An 18,666-nucleotide genomic window follows, 5' to 3' on the forward strand; every position below is an offset into this window, starting at 1 on the left:
CCCTCCTGCCCTGGCATCAGGCGAAAAACGCTCTGACGCGGCCGAGCGTCTCGGCCAGGAAATCGATTTCGGCCAGCGTCGTATAGACCCCGAAGGTCGCACGCGCGGTGCTGTCCACGCCCAGCCGCTGCATCAGCGGTTCGGCACAGTGATGCCCGGCACGGACGGCGATGCCCGAGCGGTCAAGCAGCGTCGCCACATCATGCGCGTGCGCACCCGCCATCGCAAAGGAAATGACGCCACCCCGATCCTGCGCATGGCCGAAGATCGTCACGCCTTCGACGGCAGACAGCTTTGCCAGCGCATGTTCGGTCAATGCGGCCTCATGCGCGGAAATGGCGTCATAGCCGATGGCCTCGACATAAAGGATGGCAGCGTTCAAACCGATGCCCTCCAGAATGGCCGGTGTGCCCGCCTCGAACTTATGCGGCACCCGCGCCCAGGTGGAGCGCTCAAAGGTCACGGAGGAAATCATGTCGCCGCCGCCCATGAAGGGCGGCATGGCTTCCAGCAATTCGCGCTTGCCGTACAGCACGCCGATACCGGTGGGGCCATAGAGCTTGTGGCCGGTCCAGGCATAGAAATCGACGTCCAGCGCCTGCACATCGATTTTCCGGTGAACGATCGCCTGCGAGCCGTCGAGCATGACCTTCGCGCCATGCGCGTGGGCCAGTGTCACGATGCGTTCTGCCGGGGTGTAGGTGCCCAGCACATTCGACATATGGGTGATGGAAACGAGCCCGACTTTTCCATCGGCCAGCAGGTCTTCCAGATGCACCATGTCCAGCTCGCCGCTATCGGTGACCCGCGCGACGCGCAGCTCGATTCCATGGGAATCCCGCAGCAACTGCCAAGGCACAATGTTGGAATGGTGCTCCATCTCGGAAATCACCACCGCCTGGCCGGGTCTCATCACGCCACGCCCGTAGCTGTAAGCGACGAGGTTCATCGCCTCGGTGCTATTGCGCGTGATGACGATCTCGTCACGGGAACCGGCATTCATCAGGCGTGCCGTGGAATCCCGCACCGCCTCGAAAGCCTCGGTCGTGCGTTCGCTCATCCAATGCGCGCCGCGATGGACATTCGCGTATTGCGTTTCCATCGCGTCCCGCATCGCGTCGATCACGACCCGGGGCTTCTGTGCCGAGGCACCGCTATCGAGGAAGACGAGCTTCTGGCCGCGCACCGTCTGCGACAGGATGGGGAAATCGGCGCGAATGCGCTCGACATCAAACGGCATCTTGCTCAGCCCCGGAATGGCGTTCATGCGCTCGGCGCCTCCGCGTCCTTACCGGTCGTCGCCCACCATTCCTCGACCGCATGCTCGAAGACGTCGCGCAGGCCTTCATGCGCCACAGCCTCGAAAGCGTCCGTCAGGAAGGCGCGCACTAGAATCATCCGCGCCTGATCGGCCGGTATGCCGCGGCTGCGCAGATAGAACAGCTGCTCGGGGTCCAGGGCACCCACCGTCGCGCCATGGCTGCACTTCACGTCATCGGCGTAGATTTCCAGCTCAGGCTTGCTGTTGATCTCGGCGTCGGGCGAGAGAAGCAGTGCCTGGTTCATCTGGTAGCCGTCGGTCTTCTGGGCGATCCGCGCCACTTCGATGCGGCCCTGGAACACAGCACGCGCCTTACCGGTCAGCACGCTTTTCACGGTCTGGCGCGACGGGCAATTCGGCGCGTCATGAGAGATGGCGGTCGTGAAGTCGCTGACCTGATTGCCGCCCATGATCTGAGCCGCGTTCAGATGCACGGCCGCCTGCTCGCCACCCAGACGGGCATGAATTTCCGTCCGTCCCAGCTTGGCGCCCAGCGCGAGCGAGAAACAATCATAGACGGCATTCGCCGCCGTATCGGCGTAGATGGTGCCGAGATGGAAGGCGTCCTTGGCATCCTGCTGCAAGCGGCCGTGCGTCAGATGCGCGCCCTCGGCAATCGCGATCTCGATCACTGGATTGTTCAGATATTCGCCGATCCCGGCCGAGACTTCCAGCAGCACCAGACGCGCATCGGCGCCCAGGCTGATGCGATGACGCGGATGGCTGGCCACCCGGCGATGCTTGCCGCTGGTCAGTTGCGCCAGCATCAGGAAGCCTGCATCGAAACCGGCCGGCACATCGATGATGATTCCGTCTTCGGTCAGCATGGTGTTGAGTGCGACCACACGGTCACGCTCCGGCTTTGTCAGCGCACCGAAAAGGCCCGTTCCGGCGAAGGACCGAACCTCTAACCCTTCGGGCAGTACCGACAGATCGGCACGGTAGCGGCCATCGATGAAGATCAGCCGCGGGCCTTCAACCTTGGGCAACAGCGACAGCAGATCGGCGCCCGCCTGCGTATCGCCGATCGGCTCCTGAAAATCGAGACCGGTGATCGGACGCAGATTGGTGAAATGCCAGGGCTCATCCTTGGGCGTCGGAAATCCGCGCTCGCGCAGCACGGCCGCCGCCGCATCGCGCACATCCGCATTGCCCGGCAGGCGGGCGCGCAGCCCGTCATACCGTGCGAGGAAGCCTTTCAAGGCCTCGCCCGCTACTTGTTGTGTCACGGCCTGCATTATGCCGCCTCCGCCGCCTCGCCGATGATGCCGGCATAGCCCTGGGCTTCCAGCTCTTTCGCGAGTTCCGGACCGCCGGAGCGGATGATGCGGCCATCGGCCAGCACATGCACATGATCGGGCACGATATAGTCCAGCAGACGCTGATAATGGGTGATGACGAGGGCCGAGAAGTCCGGGCCGCGCGACGCGTTCACGCCTTCGGCCACGATGCGCAGCGCGTCGATGTCGAGGCCGCTATCGGTCTCGTCGAGCAGCGCCAGTTTAGGTGCCAGCATCGTCATCTGCAGAATTTCATTGCGCTTCTTCTCGCCGCCCGAAAACCCGACATTGACGTTCCGCTTCAGCATGTCTTCGGACATGGCGAGCTTCTTCACGGCGGCCCGCGCCTGTTTCAGAAACTGGACAGCGTCGAGCTCGGCCTCGCCACGCGCGCGGCGGAGGGAGTTCAGCGCCGTGCGTAGGAAATTGGCATTGCCGACGCCCGGCAGTTCCACCGGATATTGGAAAGCGAGGAAGATGCCGGCGGCCGCACGCTCTTCCGGTTCCATCGCCAGGATATCGACGCCGTTGAAGGTCGCCGTGCCGCCCGTCACCTCATAGCCCTCACGGCCAGAGAGAACGTAGGACAGCGTGGATTTGCCGGCGCCGTTCGGCCCCATGACGGCATGAACCTCACCCTGCGGGATCGTGAGATCAATCCCTTTGAGGATTTCCTTGCCGTCGATCTCGGCGGTCAGTCCCTTGATTTCGAGCATCTACGCGATCCTTAACCCACCGAGCCTTCGAGGCTTATGGCCAACAACTTCTGAGCTTCGACGGCGAATTCCATCGGCAGCTCCTTCAACACATCCTTGCAGAACCCGTTCACGATCAGACCGACCGCGTCTTCCTGGGAAAGGCCCCGGCTGCGGCAATAGAACAGCTGATCCTCGGCGATCTTGGAGGTCGTCGCCTCATGCTCGATCTTGGCCGACGGATTGCGGCTTTCGATATAGGGCACGGTATGGGCGCCGCATTGATCGCCGATCAGCAGGCTGTCGCATTGCGTGAAGTTCCGCGCGTTCTGCGCCTTCGGCATCATCCGCACGAGGCCACGATAGGTACTGTCGGAATGACCGGCGCTGATCGTCTTGGCGATGATCGTGCTGTTCGTATTGCGGCCGATATGGATCATCTTGGTGCCGGTATCGGCCATCTGATGATTGTTGGTCACCGCCACCGAATAGAACTCGCCGACGCTGCCATCACCGATCAGGATGCAGGACGGGTATTTCCAGGTGATGGCCGATCCCGTCTCGACCTGCGTCCAGCTGATGCGGCTGCGCGCGCCACGGCAGGCGCCACGCTTGGTGACGAAATTATAGATGCCGCCGCGGCCTTCCGAATCACCCGGATACCAGTTCTGCACGGTCGAGTATTTGATCTTGGCGTCGTCCATCGCCACCAGTTCGACGACCGCCGCATGCAGCTGGTTCTCGTCGCGCATCGGCGCGGTGCAGCCTTCCAGATAGCTGACCGACGCACCGTCCTCGGCAATGATCAGCGTTCGCTCGAACTGCCCTGTATTTTTCGCATTGATGCGGAAATAGGTGGAGAGTTCCATCGGGCATTTCACGCCCTTCGGGATGAAGACGAAGCTGCCATCGGTGAAAACGGCGGAGTTCAGAGCCGCGAAGAAATTATCGCCCGCCGGCACCACGCTGCCCAGATACTGGCGCACCAGTTCGGGATATTCGCGCACCGCATCGCTGATCGAGCAGAAGATGACGCCTGCTTTGGCGAGCGTGGAGCGGAAGGTGGTCGCGACCGAAACGCTGTCGAAAACGGCATCGACGGCCATCGGCAGCCTTTCCTCGTCACCCGGCTCGACACCGGCCAGGATCGCCTGTTCCTTCAGCGGAATGCCGAGCTTCTCATAGGTGCGAAGCAGTTCGGGATCGACCTCGTCCAGGCTCTTCGGGCCGCTACCCTTCTTTTTGGGCGCGGCGTAATAGTGGATGTCCTGGTAATCGATCACCGGATAGCCGGGCTTCGCCCAATGCGGCTCTTCCATCTTCTGCCACATGGCAAAAGCCTTCAGCCGCCAGGCGAGCAGCCATTCCGGCTCACCCTTGCGGTCCGAAATCAGGCGGATCGTGTCTTCGTTCAAGCCCTTGGGCGCGAGGTCCATCTCAAGATCGGTCTCGAACCCCCACTTATAGGTGGAGCCCGTAACGGAGCGGACAGTCTCTAGGGTTTCTGCAACTGCTGGCATTGGCCTTACTCGACAAAGGCTGTGGTGGAAACGGAGGCGCCGGCTGGATGATAGGATTGCATAGCGCTCGCCTCAGACAGGGGTTGCACAGGCACCACGTCCCGTGCGGGGGGACGCATATCCGCAAGACTGATCCCGGACAATGCATCCAAAATCGCCGAATTGACGCGGTCCCAGCGCCCCTTGACGGGGCAAAGGGCTGAACTGTCGCAGATCGCGGGCGAATGCTCGACGCAGGCGGTCAATGCAATCGGCCCGTCGATCGCGGTAATCACATCGGCCACCGGAATGGCTGACAGCGAACGGGCGAGCCGATAGCCGCCCCGCGCCCCACGTTGGGAGCAGACAAGGCCGGCCGTGGTCATGATTTTCAGAACTTTGGCGACGGTCGGTTCCGGCACGCCGGTCGCGGCCGCGATTCCACCCGAGGTTTGCAGGGCAAAATCATCGCCCAGCCGCACCAGCACGACGACCGCGTAGTCCGTCAATTTGGACAGTTTCAACATGGCTCTCTTCTACCCGTTCATTCAGGACCAAGCTAGTCCTGTTTTGAAAGGCAGCCCTGCCGCACATCGCGTCCGCCGGTTGAACAGGGCCTGAGAAATGTCTACCCAGGTCAAAGGCGCTCGATGAAGGCAAGTACCATGGCGGACGATACGTTCGATTCCAACCTCTCCCGGCTTCGGGACAAGTATGTGGGCCTCGGCGGCGGACAGGTTTTCGACCCGCATTTTCAGGAGATCGCGGCCAAAACCATCAGCCCGGACGGCCGCCGTCGCCTGCCCTATTCCGACCCGGCCACCTTCCTGGATGCGACCTACCGGCAGAATGCCTTCGGCACGCCGGATGGCTTCAAGGACCTTGATGTCGCGCTGATCGGCGTGCCGATGGATCTGGGCGTCACCAATCGCTCGGGCTGCCGCCTGGGCCCGCGCGCCGTGCGCGCCGTGGAACGCATCGGACCGTACGAGCATGTGCTGCGGGTCGCCCCACTCGGGTCCTTGCGCGTAGCCGATACCGGCGATGTGCCGCTACGCTCCCGCTACAGCCTGGAAAGCTGCCATGAGGACATCGAAGCCGCCTATAAGACCGTCGTCGCGGCCGGCGTCATTCCACTCTCTGTCGGCGGCGACCATTCCATCAGCCAGGCGATCCTGAGGGCGGTCGGTGAGAAACGCCCTGTCGGCCTGATCCATATCGACGCCCATTCCGATACGGCGGGCGAGTATGAGGGAAGCCGCTTCCATCACGGCGGCCCCTTCCGCCAGGCCGTGCTGGACGGCGTCATCGACCCCCGCCGCACGCTGCAGATCGGCATTCGCGGCACGGCGGAATATCTCTACGAATTCTCGACCGATAGCGGCATGACCGTGGTCCATGCCGAGGAGATCGAGGAGCACGGCATCCGCCGCTATATCGACACGGCGCGCGGTCTGATCGGTGACGGGCCTTTCTATGTCAGCTTCGATATCGATTCGGTCGATCCCGGCTTCGCCCCCGGCACCGGCACGCCGGAGGTGGGCGGTCTGCTGCCGCGCGAAGTGCTGGCCCTTCTGCGCGGTCTCAAGGGTCTCGATATCGTTGGCGGCGACGTGGTGGAGGTCGCACCGCAATATGATGCGACCAGCAATACCGCCCATATCGCGGCCCAGGTTCTGTTCGAAATGCTGGCTTTGGTCGCGCTGCGGGAAAAACCCTCGATCTAGAGATCCGTCTGTACCAGTCCTCAGGACAAAACCCGCCGCATTACAAACTCGTCACCAAGGTAATGGTTGAATCGTAAGCAGGGGGCGCTCACTCTCCATACCATGATGGAAAAAAACCCTCATGATATCGAAATGCGCGCCGACGGCACCTTCGTGGAAACGGCGCGCGACCCAGGTTTCACGGGCGCGCGTTTCACCGCCAGTTGGCCGCCGCAAGGCACACCACGCGGCGGGTTAGCTCGGGGCCTCGTGATTGCCGGCGTATTGGCCGGCGCTGTCGTTGTCGTCGGCCTTGCTTTATCGCTGGCATTGATCCTGGTGCCGATCGCCATCGCTGCGGCTTTGATCGGCTATGCCGCGCTACGCTTTCAAATGTGGCGCATGCGCCAGAACGGCAGCACCATGAAGGGACCGCTCGGCCCGATCATGGCTCAGGCCGAGGCGATGATGCGGGCGCGGCGGCAGGGGCGATAGGTCGCCCCTCATTCAAAACATTATCGTTTTTTATTCAAAACAATTACCCGAACAATCTTCCTCGTCCTATGCATAGGACGTCACCCTGATGCACTGCCCCGGCAGCGGCATCAAAATTCGGGTGACGAAGGAGGTGAGACAATTGCCCAACACGCTCTACCGCGTGGCGATGCTGGTTTTGACCTTGGCGTTGGTCATTCTGGCAATCGTCGGACTACACTAGCCTGAACGCCTGGGGAGCCGTCTGCACGAACAGACGGCTCCTTCGGTCGTCAGTCAAGTATGAAGATGAAACAATACGCCCTTAGCCCTACCGGCTCTTACTATAGCTAAGCCCCGGCGGGATTTCAACAAGGACGTTTGTCATTCTTCCTTTCTATACCAAGCATGATGGTCAAATCTGCGCCATGCCACCATCGACGAAAAGCTCGACGCCATTGACATAGCTCGCATCGTCTGAGGCCAGAAACAGAACCACCTTGGCGATCTCCGCCGGCTGACCAACGCGCCCGAGCGGGATCATCTGCGCCAAACCTGACTTTACGCCTTCGGCCGAAGCCCCGCCGCCGAACAACTCGTTCAGCCCCGCGGTTTCGGTGACGCCAGGGCTGATCGCATTCACCCGGATGTGACGATCCTTGAGGTCCAGAATCCAATTCCGCGCAAAGCTTCGCACCGCTGCCTTGGTGGCGCTGTAGATGCTGAAAGCCGGCGTCCCTTTTACGCTGGTCGTGGACGCGTTGAGCACGATAGACCCACCGTCGCGCAGCAGCGGCAGCGCCTTCTGCACGGTGAAGACCGTGCCCTTCACATTGCCACCGAATGTGCCGTCGAAATGCGCCTCGGTGATCGCACCCAGCGGCGCGAATTCGCCACCGCCGGCATTGGCGAAAACCACGTCGATATGAGCGTGCTGCCGCTGCACGGCGTCATAAAGCCGGTCGATATCGGCAAGCTTGGACATATCCGCCTGCACCGCCGTCGCGCGCGGGCCGATCTGTTTCACGGCCGCATCCAGCGCCGCCTGCCGGCGTCCGGTGATGAAGACGAAAGCACCTTCACTCGCGAAAGCCTGGGCAGTGGCGAGGCCGATGCCGCTATTGCCGCCGGTGACGACCACCACCTTATCCTGAAACCGATTGCCCATCTGAACTCTCCTTTGGTGGCGTTTGTCGCCTGCCAGAAGGCTTACTCAGAGAACGACCTTGCGATTAGCCGGCAATATCGGCACTCATCGTTCTATCAACAGGACGATGATCGGTGATCGACCTCAACGACTATGCCTATTTCGCCGCGGTCGTCCGCCATGGTGGTTTCGCCCCAGCCGGCCGTGCGCTGCGGCTGCCGAAATCCAAGCTCAGCCGCCGCATCGCTGGCCTGGAGACGCGTCTCGGCGTGCGACTAATCGAGCGGTCGACCCGCCGCTTCCGCGTGACCGAAACCGGTGACGCCTTCTACGCGCGCTGCCGCACGATCCTGTCGGAAATGGAATTGGCCGAGGCCATCGTCGCGGAAGGGCTCGCCGAGCCGCACGGTCTTGTGCGCTTCGCCTGCCCCACCGGACTGGTCGGCGTGCTGGCGCCCTATTTCCCGGCCTTCCTCAACCGCTACCCCAAAGTGCGGCTGCAGATTTGGGCGGTCGACAGGCCCGTCGATCTGATCGAGGAGCGGATCGACGTCGCCCTCCGCGTGCGCCTGACGCTCGAAAGCGACGCGGCCTTGACCATGCGCTCGCTCGGCATCTCCCGGCGTATTCTTGTCGCCAGCCCAAATCTAGCGCGCGGGATCGGCCAGGATATCGCGGCCCTCGCGACCTTGCCCGTCCTTGGCACCGGTGACGATTTCGAGGCGGTCGAATGGCTCATGGAGAGCACGACAGGAGAGACCCGCCGCATGACGCTCACGCCCAGAATGAGCTGCGGCGATTTCACGGTCGTCAGACAAGCGGCCCTCGCCGGCATCGGCGTCGCGCTGCTGCCGGATCATGTCGTCACCGATTGGCTGGCGTCTGGGCAATTGGTGCAGGTTTTGCCAGACTGGCGCGGGCCGCCCGGCACCGTTCATCTCGTTTTCACGACAAGGCGCGGACTGCCGCCCGCCGTCCGCGCCTTCATCGACCACCTCGCCCGAACCTTTCCGGCCGAGGTGGCCAGCCGCTAACCCAGAACGGGGATCTTGCCGCCCAGCTCGTCCTCGACATGCACCCGGACGATCTGCTCAAACGCGGTCTCGGCGACGAAGCCGAGCGCAGCCGCACGGCTGGTATCGAAACCGCGGGCCCAGGTATCGACGATGCGGATGATCCGGTCATCCGGCTCGCGCTTGATCAGCGCGACAGCCTTCGGACCGGCCACTTTCTCCAGCCCGGCGATCTGCTCGGCGACGGTCACGGACAGGCCCGGCATCGACAGGCTGGTGCGACCGCGCAGCAGCGCGGTATCCAGCCCAGCGGCATGGACCAGGAAGCCGATGGTGGCGCGCGGGCTCGCCATCCAATGCTGAACCTTGTCGCTCACCGGCAGCACGGCCGGCAGACCGACCAGCGGCTCGCGGATGATGTTCGAGAAGAAGCCCGATGCTGCGAGATTGGGCTTCCCGGGGCGCACGCAGACGGTGGGCAGGCGCAGCCCGATCCCGTCGATGAAGCCGCGCCGCGCATAATCCGCCAGCAGCAGCTCGCACATCGCCTTCTGCGTGCCGTAGCTGGTCCCCGGCGTCAGGAAATACGCGTCGTCGATGACGTCCGGCATGTCGCCGCCGAAAACCGCGATGGAGGAGGAGAAGACCACGCGCGGTTTCCATGGGCCATTGGCTGCCTGCTCGGCCCTGATGGCGTCGAGCAGAAAGCGCATGCCGTCCAGATTGACGCGATAGCCCTTTTCCAGATCCATCTCTGCCTCGCCCGAGACGATGGCCGCGAGATGGAAAATGATATCGGGACGGGTGGTCAGAACTTCGGCCGCCGTGCCGGGCACCGAAAGATCGGCCGCCGTGCAATCGGTCGTGCCGATGAAGCCATGCGGGGTCGCGGGCGCGATCACATCGATCAGGCTGAGATGCTCAACCGGCTTGCCGCCCAGGCCGCCCTCGGCCGCGATCCGCTCGGCGAGCTTGCGGCCCACCATGCCGGCGCCGCCCAAAATCATCACATGCATCTGCCTAATCTCCTCTGGCGTCTTGCCGCTTCGCGGTCTTGCGTCATCATCAGAGCCGCCTTCGGCGCGCCTGTCAAAGCGCGCCTGTGCTGGCCCCGAATATGGCGCGCAGAGCCAGGAACAGCAGGCCGCCGGCCAGGAAGCCGACCAGCGTTCCATTGATGCGGATATATTGCAGGTCGCTGCCGACACGCAGTTCCAACCGTTCCGTCACGGTCTTCGCATCCCATTGCGCCACGACATCGGCCACGAAATCCGCCGCCCGCTCCTGCGCCAGAGGCAGAAGGCTGGCGACGATCGTTGCCACCCCGCGCTCCAACCCAGCGCGAATGGCCGGGTCCTGTTCAATGGCCTCACCGAATTTCTGCAAGGTCGCTTCCAGCACGGCGACGGTATGGCCGTTCGGTTTCTCGGCGTCCCGCTCGATCGCGAGCCGCAACCGTCCCCAGACATCCTTCAGCCAATCCTGGACCGATTGGTGGGTCACGACGCGCTTCACGGCCGCCCCAATTTCAGCCGCACGCTCGGGGTCGGTTTCGATCAACTGGATCTGCTCTCGCACCCAATCGTCGAAGGCGAGCCGCATGGTCGATCCGTCCGGCCCGATGGCGTCGATCTCGGCATTCACCCCGGCGATCACCCGCTTCGCGACGCTGCCGCCGATCGCCCAGCCGAGGAAGGACCCGCCTTGTTCGCGCACACGGTCGCGGATGCCGCCGCGCAGGTCATCCTCCTTGCTCGTCAGCATGGTCCGCAGCTGTCCGAGGACGAAGGTGAAAACCTCCTGATGCCGGCCCCCTTCGACGAGACCGTACAGCGCGCGGGCGACGACGCGGCCGGCATCCGGCCCACCGACCAGACGCGGCAGCAGCCGGCCCATCAGTTTTCGGGCGCGCCCGTCTTCGACCGAGCCGAGGATTTTCGGCAAGGCCGCCGCCAAGGCCGCCGCCGCAGGGCGTGCGGTTGCGGGGTCGGACAGAAAGCGATGCACCAGACTGGGCAGATCGGCCCGCGCCAGCACGCGGGAGACTTCCGCGCCGGTGATGACATGGGCACCGATAAACCGCCCCAGCGCCCGGCCCAGACGTTCCTTCTGCGCTGGGATGATCGCCGTATGCGGAATGGGCAGGCCGAGCGGACGGCGGAACAGCGCCGTCACCGCGAACCAATCCGCGAGCCCACCGACGACGCCGGCCTTGGACGCGGATTCCAGAAGTTCCTGCGGCAGACCATGCGGCAGCGCGAAGCTCGCGGCACATAGCGCGCCCATGCCGATCAGCAGCCCGGTCGCGACCATCCGGTGTCGCCGCAAAGACCGCCGGGCCGTCGCGTCGGCATCGGTCACCAGGGGCAAAGGGCCCGCGTCCATTGTGCCGCTATTTCCCCAGCATGAGCTGGCCGGTGACATGACCCGTCGCAGGATCGACGAACAGGATACGGTCCGGGCCGCCGCCATTGATCAACACACTCAGGCGGTCGCCCACACCGCTGATCGTCACGATATGCGAGCCCGCAGGCTGGCTCAGCATATTTGTGGTCAGTGCAATCGTATCCGGTGTCGGGCCGCTGCTCGCTGCCTGCGTCGTCTGGGGATGGCCGGTGATGATATCCTTCACGACTTTCACGATCACGACGGTCGTCGCCAGCAGGATGACAATGCCGAGGCCGATGACCACCATCAGCAGTGGCCGGTTCTTTTCCATAAGCTCGTCCTCAAGCCCTATCCCGGCTTTACCGATTGTGGGTATCTCTCGCGCATGACCAAGACCCCGACCGATTATTTCGACCCTGACGCCGACCTCGATGAAGAAGACGGCGCCATCATTCTGCCCGGTGAGATCACCGTCGCGCCCGAAGATGCCGGCGAGCGGCTCGACCGTTTTCTGGCCCAAAGCTTCGACGGCCTCTCCCGGTCGCGGATCAAGAACCTGATCCTGGACGGTATGGCAAGTCGCGGCGGCGTGACGGTGCGTGACCCGTCAGAGATCGTCCAGGCCGGCGCGATCTACGCGCTGCATGTGCCGGAAGCCGCGCCCGCTTCGCCGCAGCCCGAGAACATCCCGCTGACCGTTCTGTATGAAGACTCCGATCTCATCGTCATCGACAAGCCGGCCGGCCTCGTCGTTCACCCGGCGCCGGGCAATTACGAAGGCACGCTGGTCAATGCGCTGCTCGCCCATTGCGGGGAAAGCCTGACCGGCATCGGCGGGGAGAAGCGGCCCGGCATCGTCCATCGCCTGGATAAGGACACGTCCGGCGTCATGGTCGCGGCCAAGACCGAGCTGGCCCATACGAGACTGTCGGAGGTCTTCGCCAATCGCGATCTCGACCGGCATTACCTGGCCTTGGCCTGGGGGCTGATGAGCCCATCGGCCGGCGATATCGAAGGCAATATCGGCCGCGATCCGCGTGAGCGTAAGCGTATGGCGGTTCGGGCAGCCGGCGGCCGCACCGCGTTGACGCATTATTCCACGCTGCAGATCTGGCGCCTCGCGCTCTCGCTGCTGGACGTGAAACTGTCCACCGGTCGCACGCATCAGATCCGCGTCCATCTGTCCCATAACGGTCATCCCATCATCGGTGACGGCGTCTATCTGCGGCGCGTGCCGGCCGTGTCCAAGAACCTGCCGCCCGAGCTTCGGACTGCGCTGCTGGATTTTCCGCGCCAGGCGCTGCATGCCGCCAGCCTCGCCTTCGCCCATCCACGCACGGGTGAGGCGCTCTCCTTCCGGACTGAACCGCCGGCCGACTTCCAGGCGCTGCTCGACCGTCTGGACGCAGAGGCGGGCATCGTCTCCGCACGTTGACAGGCGGCAAAGCCAAGTCCTAGCTCAACCTATGCTCCAAGATAGCGCGCACCGCCCATCCGCCGGACTATCGACGGGGATGACCCTTCTGCTGGCCGCCGCTGCCGGCATCAGCGTTTCCAATCTCTATCTCGCGCAGCCCATGATCGGGCTGATCGGGCCCGCCGTCGGCCTCAAGCCCGGCGCTTACGGCCTGGTGGTGACGCTGACCCAGCTCGGCTACGCTGCCGGCCTCCTGCTGCTGGTGCCGCTCGGCGATTTTCTCGAAAACCGCCGCCTGATGGTCACGACCGTGATCTTTGCGACATTGACGCTGATCGCGACCTCGCTCGCGCATTCAGCCACTGTCTTCCTGATCGCCTGCTCCGTCATCGGCCTCACCGCCGTCAATGCGCAGATCGTCGTGCCGATGGCCGCCCATCTGGCTTTGCCTGAGCGGCGCGGCAGGCAGGTCGGCACCGTCGTCTCCGGCCTTCTGACGGGCATTCTGTTGAGCCGGCCGATCGCGAGCCTTATCGAAAGCGTCGCCGGCTGGCGTGTCGTCTTCATGGTCGCGACGGTGGTCACACTCGGCATGGGCCTGGCACTCTGGTTTCTGCTGCCCGATCGGCGGCCGGCCTCACGCGGGCATTATCTGCATGTGCTCGGCTCGCTTTGGCCGATGCTGCGGCGTACACCGGTCTTGCAGCGGCGCATCGCCTATCAGATGGGCCTGTTCTTCGCCTTCTCGGTCTTCTGGACCACCATCCCGCTGGAACTCACCCGGCATTTCGGCTTCGGCCAACGCGAGATTGCGGTCTTCTCGCTGGTCGGTGCGGCAGGTGCATTTTCCGCCCCCATCGCCGGGCGTCTGGCGGATGCCGGGCGCAGTGTCATCGGCACGCTCGCCGCCATCATCATGGTCAGCGTCGGTCTGGCGCTCACCTGGGCCGCCTCCGCCGAACGCGGCTGGCTCGGCATCGGCATCTTCGCGCTCAGCACTATCCTGCTCGATGGCGGCGTGCAGGCGAACCTCGCTTTCTCGCAGAAGGCGCTGTTCGATCTGGCGCCTGAGCATCGCAGCCGCATGAACGCCATGTTCATCGCCGGTGCCTTCCTGGCGGCTGCCGCCGGTTCGGCACTCGCAACGCTCGCCTATGCCACGGACGGCTGGCCCCTGGTGGCCTTGCTCGGCGTTCTGCCGCCTTGCGCCGCTCTCGTCTTCTTCCTCCTTGGCCACCGCGGCCATTGGCGCAAAACAGCCAGCTAAACCGGAAGCGGAGAGCGATGCGAAAGCCTGACACCGCGCTGCTGACCGCCCTGCTTGTCGCCGGCAGCGGTTTCATGGAGCTGCTGGATACGACGGTGATCACCACCGCCATCCCGCGCATGGCACAAAGCTTCGGCGTTCACCCGATCGATCTCAATCTCGGCGTCACCGCCTATATGATCATGCTGGCGGCAGGCATTCCCCTCAGCGGCTGGGCGGCCGAGCGCTTCGGCGCCCGCACCGTCTTCGCCAGCGCGATTCTGATCTTCACAGTCGCCTCCGCACTCTGCGGTCTCTCGAACGGGTTATGGGAATTCTTTGCCGCCCGCATTTTGCAAGGGCTGGGCGGCGCCATGATGGTGCCGGTCGGGCGGCTTGTCGTGCTGCGGGTGACCCCGAAGCCGCAACTGATGCAGGCGACCGCGCTGATCACCTGGCCCGCGCTCGTCGCCCCTATCCTCGGTCCCGTCGTCGGCGGATTTCTGACGACCTATGCGTCCTGGCGCTGGATCTTCTTTCTGAATGTCCCGATCGGCCTGGTCGGCCTGATCGCGACCCTGCTGATCATCCGCAACGGCCAAAACCGATCCGCCAAACGGCTCGATGTTCCGGGCGCCATCCTCAGCGGGCTTGCCGCCGTCGCCTTCGTCTATGGAGCGAGCCTGGCCGGCACCAATTCGGGCAGTCTGCGATGGAGCCTCGGCCTCATGCTGCTGGGCATCATCGGCGGCTGGGCCACAGTGGTGCACGCTAAACGGGTCAAGACGCCGCTCATCGAATTTTCGGCCTTCGCCATCCAGACTTTCCGCGCCACGCTGCGCGGCGGCTCGCTGGTCCGCATGGGTATTAACGCCGCCCCCTTCCTACTGCCGCTGATGTTCCAGCTCGGCTTTCACCGCAGCCCGGTCGCCGCGGGATCGCTGCTGCTGGTGCTGTTCGTCGGCAATCTGGCGATCAAGCCACTGACGACGCCGATGATGCGCCGCTTCGGCTTCCGCACCGTCCTCATCATCAACGGCGTCATTCTCGCCCTGACCTTCCTGGGCTTCGCGCTGATCGACGCGTCCACGCCGGCCTGGCTGCTCATGCCGCTGCTGCTCGTCAGCGGCATGGCGCGGTCGACGGAATTCACCGCCATGAACACGCTGGCCTATGCGGATGTTCCGCCCGAACGCATGGGCTCGGCCAATATCCTGTTCAATCTCGGCCAGCAGGTGGCGTTCGGGCTTGGCGTCGCGGTCGGCGCCATTTTACTGCGTATCGGTCAAGGGGTCCTCGGCGGCCACCAGATCACGGTCGCCGATTTCCACTTCGCTTTCGTCTGCACTTTCCTGCTTTGCCTTATGGGCGTCGCGGATTTCCTGGCCTTACCGGCTCAGGCCGGGGCGAATGTCAGTGGCCATACTGCTAAGGGCTTAGCCTCCCGCAATTGAATTGCGTAGGGCGCGCTGATTGAATTGCGCCTTCCCCGCGATCATAAATATCCCATGTGGCAACTGCCAAAAAGGATTTCGGGACTATGAAGTTGGACCTTAAGACCGAGTTGTCACGGCGCAGCGCAGCGCCCCAGACCGTGGTGCCGGTCATTCTCTCCGGCGGCTCCGGCACGCGCCTTTGGCCCGTCTCCCGCGAGAGCTTCCCCAAGCAGTTCTGGCCGCTCGCCTCCGAAATGCCGCTGATCGCCGAAACCGCGCTGCGCACCTTCGGTGGCGAATTCGCACCGCCGATGATTGTCTGCAACGAGGCCCATCGCTTCATGGTGGCCGAACAGATGCGGGAAAGCGGTGTCACCGGCGCCCGCATCGTGCTGGAACCGGTCGGCCGCAACAGCGCGCCGGCCATTGCCGCCGCCGCCCTGCTGCTGGCGCAGGACGATCCGCAGGCCGTCATCTGCATGATGGCGGCGGATGCCGCGATCCCCGACGGTCCGGCTCTCCGTCAGGCGCTGCTGACTGCCGCCGAAGTGGCCCGCACCGGCATGGTCGTCACCCTCGGCATCCACCCGACCAAGCCCGAGACCGGTTTCGGCTACATTGAAATGGGCAAACCGCTCGAAAAGACGCCGCAGGCCCATGCGCTGACCCGCTTCATCGAGAAGCCGGACTTGGCCCTGGCCGAAAAGCTCATCGCCACCGGCGGCGTGCTTTGGAATTCCGGCATTTTCGTCTTCACCGTCAGCACGCTGCTGGAAGAATTGCAGGCCCATGCGCCGCATGTTCTGGCGACCGTGCGCAAGGCGGTCGAGGCACGCACGATCGATCTCGACTTCATCCGCCTCGGCCGCGAGGCATTCGCCGCCTGCCCGAATATCAGCCTCGACTATGCGGTCGCCGAACATACGACGCGCGCCGCCGTGGTTCCCGTCAACTTCCACTGGTCCGATGTCGGCAGCTGGAGCGCGCTATGGGATCTTGGCGAGAAGGACGGCGCCGGCAATGTCGCCGTGGGCGATGTGCTGCTGGAAGATGCCCAGAATTGCTATGTCCGCAGCGACGGCATGCTGACGGCCGTGCTCGGCCTGGATGATGCGGTCGTTGTCGTGACCGAGGATGCCGTCCTCGCCGCGCATAAGGATCACGCCCAGGACGTGAAGAAGATCGTGGAACGGCTGAAGGCCGCGAAGCGCCCGGAAGCGACGACCCATAATCTCAGCTACCGCCCCTGGGGCCATTATGAGGTGCTGATCCTGGGCGACCGCTTCCAGGTCAAGCGCATCGTGGTCAAGGCAGGCGAGAAACTGTCGCTGCAAAGCCATTTCCACCGCGCCGAGCATTGGGTCGTGGTCGAAGGCACGGCCATCGTGACGCGCGATGAGGATGAGATTCTGGTCCGTGAGAACGAGAGCATTTACCTGCCGCTCGGTTGCAAGCATCGCCTCTACAATCCGGGCCGTATTCCGCTGAGCCTGATCGAGGTTCAGTCCGGTGCCTATCTCGGCGAGGATGATATCGTCCGCTACGAGGACACCTACGGCCGCAGCTGACGTCACGCCAGCCGAAGGCGCCTCAGCAACCTTCGGTCTCGATCAAACCAATAGCCAAACCAACGGCCGGAGCGGGCTCAACCCGCTCCGGCCGTTGTCTTGTCCGGCTGCGGCTTGGGCAGGCTCGCCGGTTCATTGTCCCGCAGGAAGCGGCGCGCGAGCGTGGCGTAAAGCGGCCGGCGGCAGACCAGGCGGGAGGTCGCATAGCCCAGCATGGCGGTCGCCATGATCGGAATCGTCATCTGCTGGTTCGCCGTCATCTCCAGAACGATGACAAAAGCCGTGATCGGTGCCTGAACGACGCCGGCGAAATAGCCCGCCATGCCCAGCAGCACGATGGCGCGGGCCGGGCTATGCGGCAGAAAATGCGCGAGCCAGCTACCAAGGGATGCGCCGACCGAGAGTGACGGCGCGAAGATGCCGCCGGGAATGCCGCTGAGGTAGGAGAGGGCGCTGGCGAGGAATTTCAGAATGAAGAAGGTGACCGGCAGCCGGGCATCGCCCTCCACCAGCATGCGCGCCTGGGTATAGCCGGTGCCGTAGGTCGCACCACCCGACAACAGCCCGATAATGGCGATCAGCAATCCGCAGACAGCGGCGAAGGCGATCGGATGCGCCTTGATCCAACGCCCGAGGCGCCCCGGCACGCCGCGCGTGATCACGATCAGGCTCTGGCTGAAGGCACCGCCGAGCAGACCGCCGATGACGCCGCACAGCAGGACCGCGAACCAACCTGCCCCGAGAGGCAGGCTGACCGAGGTGACGCCGAAATAGGTGTAGTTGCCGCTGAGCGCCAGCGTCGCGATACCGCCCAGAATCACCGCCGTCAGCACCATGCCGCTGGTGCGGGATTCGAAACTATGGCTCAGTTCCTCGATCGCGAAGACGATCCCGGCCAGCGGCGTGTTGAAGGCGGCCGCGACCCCCGCCGCGCCGCCCGCCAGCACCAGACCGCGCTGCGTTTCCAGTCGCGGCAGGCGAAGCGCCCGTCCGAGCGCCTGCATGATGGAAGCGCCGACCTGCACGGTCGGGCCCTCGCGGCCGATCGAAGCACCTGACAGCAACCCCAGCAGCGTCAGCAGCACCTTCCCCAGCCCCACACGCAGCGACAATACGCGCGAAATGCGCTGTTCGTCCTTCATCTGCATGGCGGCGATCACCTGCGGGATGCCGCTGCCCTGCGCGCCGGGAAAGACGCGCTGCGTCAGCAGAACGGACAGCGCCAGCCCAACCGGCGCGATGAAGAGCGCAAACCAGTGGTGCCGCGCGGTCATCCAGGAAAACCCGTCCTGCGCCCAATCGGCCAGATTGGCGAAGGCGATGGCGACCAAGGCCACCATGATCGCGCCCACCCAGAATGCCAGCCGGCGCGCCCAAAGCCGCGGCGAGGTCAACGGCAATTGCCGCCACGCGCGTAGAACGCGCCGATTGAGTTTCATGGCAGTCTCTGGGGAAGAATGAGAAGCGGGAACCAGG

17 protein-coding genes are annotated in these 18,666 nt (G+C 64.0%); 7 read left to right on the forward strand and 10 right to left on the reverse strand.

Annotated elements, in window-relative coordinates; all coding sequences use genetic code 11:
• Positions 1 to 16: 16 nt before the first annotated feature.
• From ACELLULO517_RS10160 to ACELLULO517_RS10180, 5 genes are read right to left on the reverse strand one after another with little or no spacing between them, the layout of a single operon-like run.
• Positions 17 to 1,267 carry an aminotransferase class V-fold PLP-dependent enzyme gene (locus ACELLULO517_RS10160; RefSeq protein WP_227307253.1) on the reverse strand — a complete coding sequence of 417 codons (1,251 nt, stop codon included), beginning with the start codon at positions 1,265 to 1,267 and terminating at the stop codon, positions 17 to 19.
• On the reverse strand, positions 1,264 to 2,559 hold the full coding sequence (sufD, locus tag ACELLULO517_RS10165) for a Fe-S cluster assembly protein SufD (RefSeq protein ID WP_227307254.1): 1,296 nt from the start codon (positions 2,557 to 2,559) through the stop codon (positions 1,264 to 1,266). Before sufD ends, ACELLULO517_RS10160 begins: the two co-directional genes overlap by 4 nt.
• Entirely contained in the window at positions 2,559 to 3,317 is a 759-nt protein-coding gene (sufC, locus tag ACELLULO517_RS10170) for a Fe-S cluster assembly ATPase SufC (protein WP_227307255.1), read from the reverse strand. Before sufC ends, sufD begins: the two co-directional genes overlap by 1 nt.
• Positions 3,318 to 3,328: 11 nt before the next feature.
• Positions 3,329 to 4,816: a Fe-S cluster assembly protein SufB gene (sufB, locus tag ACELLULO517_RS10175; RefSeq protein ID WP_227307256.1), complete on the reverse strand. Its 1,488-nt coding sequence runs from the start codon at positions 4,814 to 4,816 to the stop codon at positions 3,329 to 3,331.
• Between the two features lie 5 nt (positions 4,817 to 4,821).
• Complete coding sequence (locus tag ACELLULO517_RS10180; protein WP_227307257.1) at positions 4,822 to 5,322, reverse strand: SUF system Fe-S cluster assembly regulator; 501 nt, start codon at positions 5,320 to 5,322, stop codon at positions 4,822 to 4,824.
• Positions 5,323 to 5,460: 138 nt separating this feature from the next.
• Between ACELLULO517_RS10180 and speB the strand changes: the two genes are divergently transcribed.
• Both speB and ACELLULO517_RS10190 read left to right on the forward strand, forming a co-directional pair.
• Positions 5,461 to 6,522 (forward strand): agmatinase, encoded by a 1,062-nt coding sequence (speB, locus tag ACELLULO517_RS10185; RefSeq protein ID WP_227307258.1) that lies wholly within the window; start codon positions 5,461 to 5,463, stop codon positions 6,520 to 6,522.
• A gap of 132 nt (positions 6,523 to 6,654) precedes the next feature.
• The gene (locus ACELLULO517_RS10190) at positions 6,655 to 6,996 is read left to right on the forward strand and encodes a hypothetical protein (protein WP_227307259.1); all 342 of its coding nucleotides are present in this window, start codon (positions 6,655 to 6,657) and stop codon (positions 6,994 to 6,996) included.
• Between the two features lie 394 nt (positions 6,997 to 7,390).
• Here ACELLULO517_RS10190 and ACELLULO517_RS10195 read toward each other — a convergent pair whose 3' ends face one another.
• Positions 7,391 to 8,143: an SDR family NAD(P)-dependent oxidoreductase gene (locus ACELLULO517_RS10195; protein WP_227307260.1), complete on the reverse strand. Its 753-nt coding sequence runs from the start codon at positions 8,141 to 8,143 to the stop codon at positions 7,391 to 7,393.
• 113 nt (positions 8,144 to 8,256) lie between these two features.
• Between ACELLULO517_RS10195 and ACELLULO517_RS10200 the strand changes: the two genes are divergently transcribed.
• On the forward strand, positions 8,257 to 9,156 hold the full coding sequence (locus tag ACELLULO517_RS10200; RefSeq protein WP_227307261.1) for a LysR family transcriptional regulator: 900 nt from the start codon (positions 8,257 to 8,259) through the stop codon (positions 9,154 to 9,156).
• Here the strand turns inward: ACELLULO517_RS10200 and denD are convergent.
• The 3 genes from denD to ACELLULO517_RS10215 form a co-directional block, all read right to left on the reverse strand.
• Entirely contained in the window at positions 9,153 to 10,151 is a 999-nt protein-coding gene (gene denD, locus ACELLULO517_RS10205) for a D-erythronate dehydrogenase (RefSeq protein WP_227307262.1), read from the reverse strand. The two genes, ACELLULO517_RS10200 and denD, sit on opposite strands and share 4 nt — an antisense overlap.
• A 73-nt stretch (positions 10,152 to 10,224) precedes the next feature.
• A complete protein-coding gene (locus ACELLULO517_RS10210) occupies positions 10,225 to 11,520 on the reverse strand; it encodes a DUF445 domain-containing protein (protein WP_227307263.1) in 1,296 nt (431 codons plus the stop codon).
• 7 nt (positions 11,521 to 11,527) lie between these two features.
• On the reverse strand, positions 11,528 to 11,854 hold the full coding sequence (locus ACELLULO517_RS10215; RefSeq protein WP_227307264.1) for a hypothetical protein: 327 nt from the start codon (positions 11,852 to 11,854) through the stop codon (positions 11,528 to 11,530).
• A gap of 54 nt (positions 11,855 to 11,908) precedes the next feature.
• Between ACELLULO517_RS10215 and ACELLULO517_RS10220 the strand changes: the two genes are divergently transcribed.
• The 4 genes from ACELLULO517_RS10220 (at position 11,909) to ACELLULO517_RS10235 (ending at position 17,190) form a co-directional block, all read left to right on the forward strand.
• Positions 11,909 to 12,958 (forward strand): RluA family pseudouridine synthase, encoded by a 1,050-nt coding sequence (locus ACELLULO517_RS10220; protein WP_227307265.1) that lies wholly within the window; start codon positions 11,909 to 11,911, stop codon positions 12,956 to 12,958.
• 79 nt (positions 12,959 to 13,037) lie between these two features.
• Positions 13,038 to 14,207: an MFS transporter gene (locus ACELLULO517_RS10225; RefSeq protein WP_227307266.1), complete on the forward strand. Its 1,170-nt coding sequence runs from the start codon at positions 13,038 to 13,040 to the stop codon at positions 14,205 to 14,207.
• 17 nt (positions 14,208 to 14,224) lie between these two features.
• Positions 14,225 to 15,640 carry a DHA2 family efflux MFS transporter permease subunit gene (locus ACELLULO517_RS10230; protein ID WP_227307267.1) on the forward strand — a complete coding sequence of 472 codons (1,416 nt, stop codon included), beginning with the start codon at positions 14,225 to 14,227 and terminating at the stop codon, positions 15,638 to 15,640.
• A gap of 86 nt (positions 15,641 to 15,726) precedes the next feature.
• Positions 15,727 to 17,190 carry a mannose-1-phosphate guanylyltransferase/mannose-6-phosphate isomerase gene (locus ACELLULO517_RS10235; protein WP_227307268.1) on the forward strand — a complete coding sequence of 488 codons (1,464 nt, stop codon included), beginning with the start codon at positions 15,727 to 15,729 and terminating at the stop codon, positions 17,188 to 17,190.
• A gap of 77 nt (positions 17,191 to 17,267) precedes the next feature.
• Here the strand turns inward: ACELLULO517_RS10235 and ACELLULO517_RS10240 are convergent, their stop codons facing one another.
• Positions 17,268 to 18,629, reverse strand: a complete 1,362-nt coding sequence (locus ACELLULO517_RS10240; protein ID WP_227307269.1) for a chloride channel protein — start codon at positions 18,627 to 18,629, stop codon at positions 17,268 to 17,270.
• Positions 18,630 to 18,666: the final 37 nt, after the last annotated feature.

The organism is Acidisoma cellulosilyticum (assembly GCF_020621385.1).
GTDB classification, from domain to species: Bacteria; Pseudomonadota; Alphaproteobacteria; order Acetobacterales; family Acetobacteraceae; genus Acidisoma; species Acidisoma cellulosilyticum.

What these genes read in the sequence shown, in the direction of transcription:
- ACELLULO517_RS10160 (WP_227307253.1), bottom strand. Translation starts at nt 1,267, where the DNA reads ATGAACGCCATTCCGGGGCTGAGCAAGATGCCGTTTGATGTCGAGCGC.
- sufD (WP_227307254.1), bottom strand. Translation starts at nt 2,559, where the DNA reads ATGCAGGCCGTGACACAACAAGTAGCGGGCGAGGCCTTGAAAGGCTTC.
- sufC (WP_227307255.1), bottom strand. Translation starts at nt 3,317, where the DNA reads ATGCTCGAAATCAAGGGACTGACCGCCGAGATCGACGGCAAGGAAATC.
- sufB (WP_227307256.1), bottom strand. Translation starts at nt 4,816, where the DNA reads ATGCCAGCAGTTGCAGAAACCCTAGAGACTGTCCGCTCCGTTACGGGC.
- ACELLULO517_RS10180 (WP_227307257.1), bottom strand. Translation starts at nt 5,322, where the DNA reads ATGTTGAAACTGTCCAAATTGACGGACTACGCGGTCGTCGTGCTGGTG.
- speB (WP_227307258.1), top strand. Translation starts at nt 5,461, where the DNA reads ATGGCGGACGATACGTTCGATTCCAACCTCTCCCGGCTTCGGGACAAG.
- ACELLULO517_RS10190 (WP_227307259.1), top strand. Translation starts at nt 6,655, where the DNA reads ATGCGCGCCGACGGCACCTTCGTGGAAACGGCGCGCGACCCAGGTTTC.
- ACELLULO517_RS10195 (WP_227307260.1), bottom strand. Translation starts at nt 8,143, where the DNA reads ATGGGCAATCGGTTTCAGGATAAGGTGGTGGTCGTCACCGGCGGCAAT.
- denD (WP_227307262.1), bottom strand. Translation starts at nt 10,151, where the DNA reads ATGCATGTGATGATTTTGGGCGGCGCCGGCATGGTGGGCCGCAAGCTC.
- ACELLULO517_RS10210 (WP_227307263.1), bottom strand. Translation starts at nt 11,520, where the DNA reads ATGGACGCGGGCCCTTTGCCCCTGGTGACCGATGCCGACGCGACGGCC.
- ACELLULO517_RS10215 (WP_227307264.1), bottom strand. Translation starts at nt 11,854, where the DNA reads ATGGAAAAGAACCGGCCACTGCTGATGGTGGTCATCGGCCTCGGCATT.
- ACELLULO517_RS10220 (WP_227307265.1), top strand. Translation starts at nt 11,909, where the DNA reads ATGACCAAGACCCCGACCGATTATTTCGACCCTGACGCCGACCTCGAT.
- ACELLULO517_RS10225 (WP_227307266.1), top strand. Translation starts at nt 13,038, where the DNA reads ATGACCCTTCTGCTGGCCGCCGCTGCCGGCATCAGCGTTTCCAATCTC.
- ACELLULO517_RS10230 (WP_227307267.1), top strand. Translation starts at nt 14,225, where the DNA reads ATGCGAAAGCCTGACACCGCGCTGCTGACCGCCCTGCTTGTCGCCGGC.
- ACELLULO517_RS10235 (WP_227307268.1), top strand. Translation starts at nt 15,727, where the DNA reads ATGAAGTTGGACCTTAAGACCGAGTTGTCACGGCGCAGCGCAGCGCCC.
- ACELLULO517_RS10240 (WP_227307269.1), bottom strand. Translation starts at nt 18,629, where the DNA reads ATGAAACTCAATCGGCGCGTTCTACGCGCGTGGCGGCAATTGCCGTTG.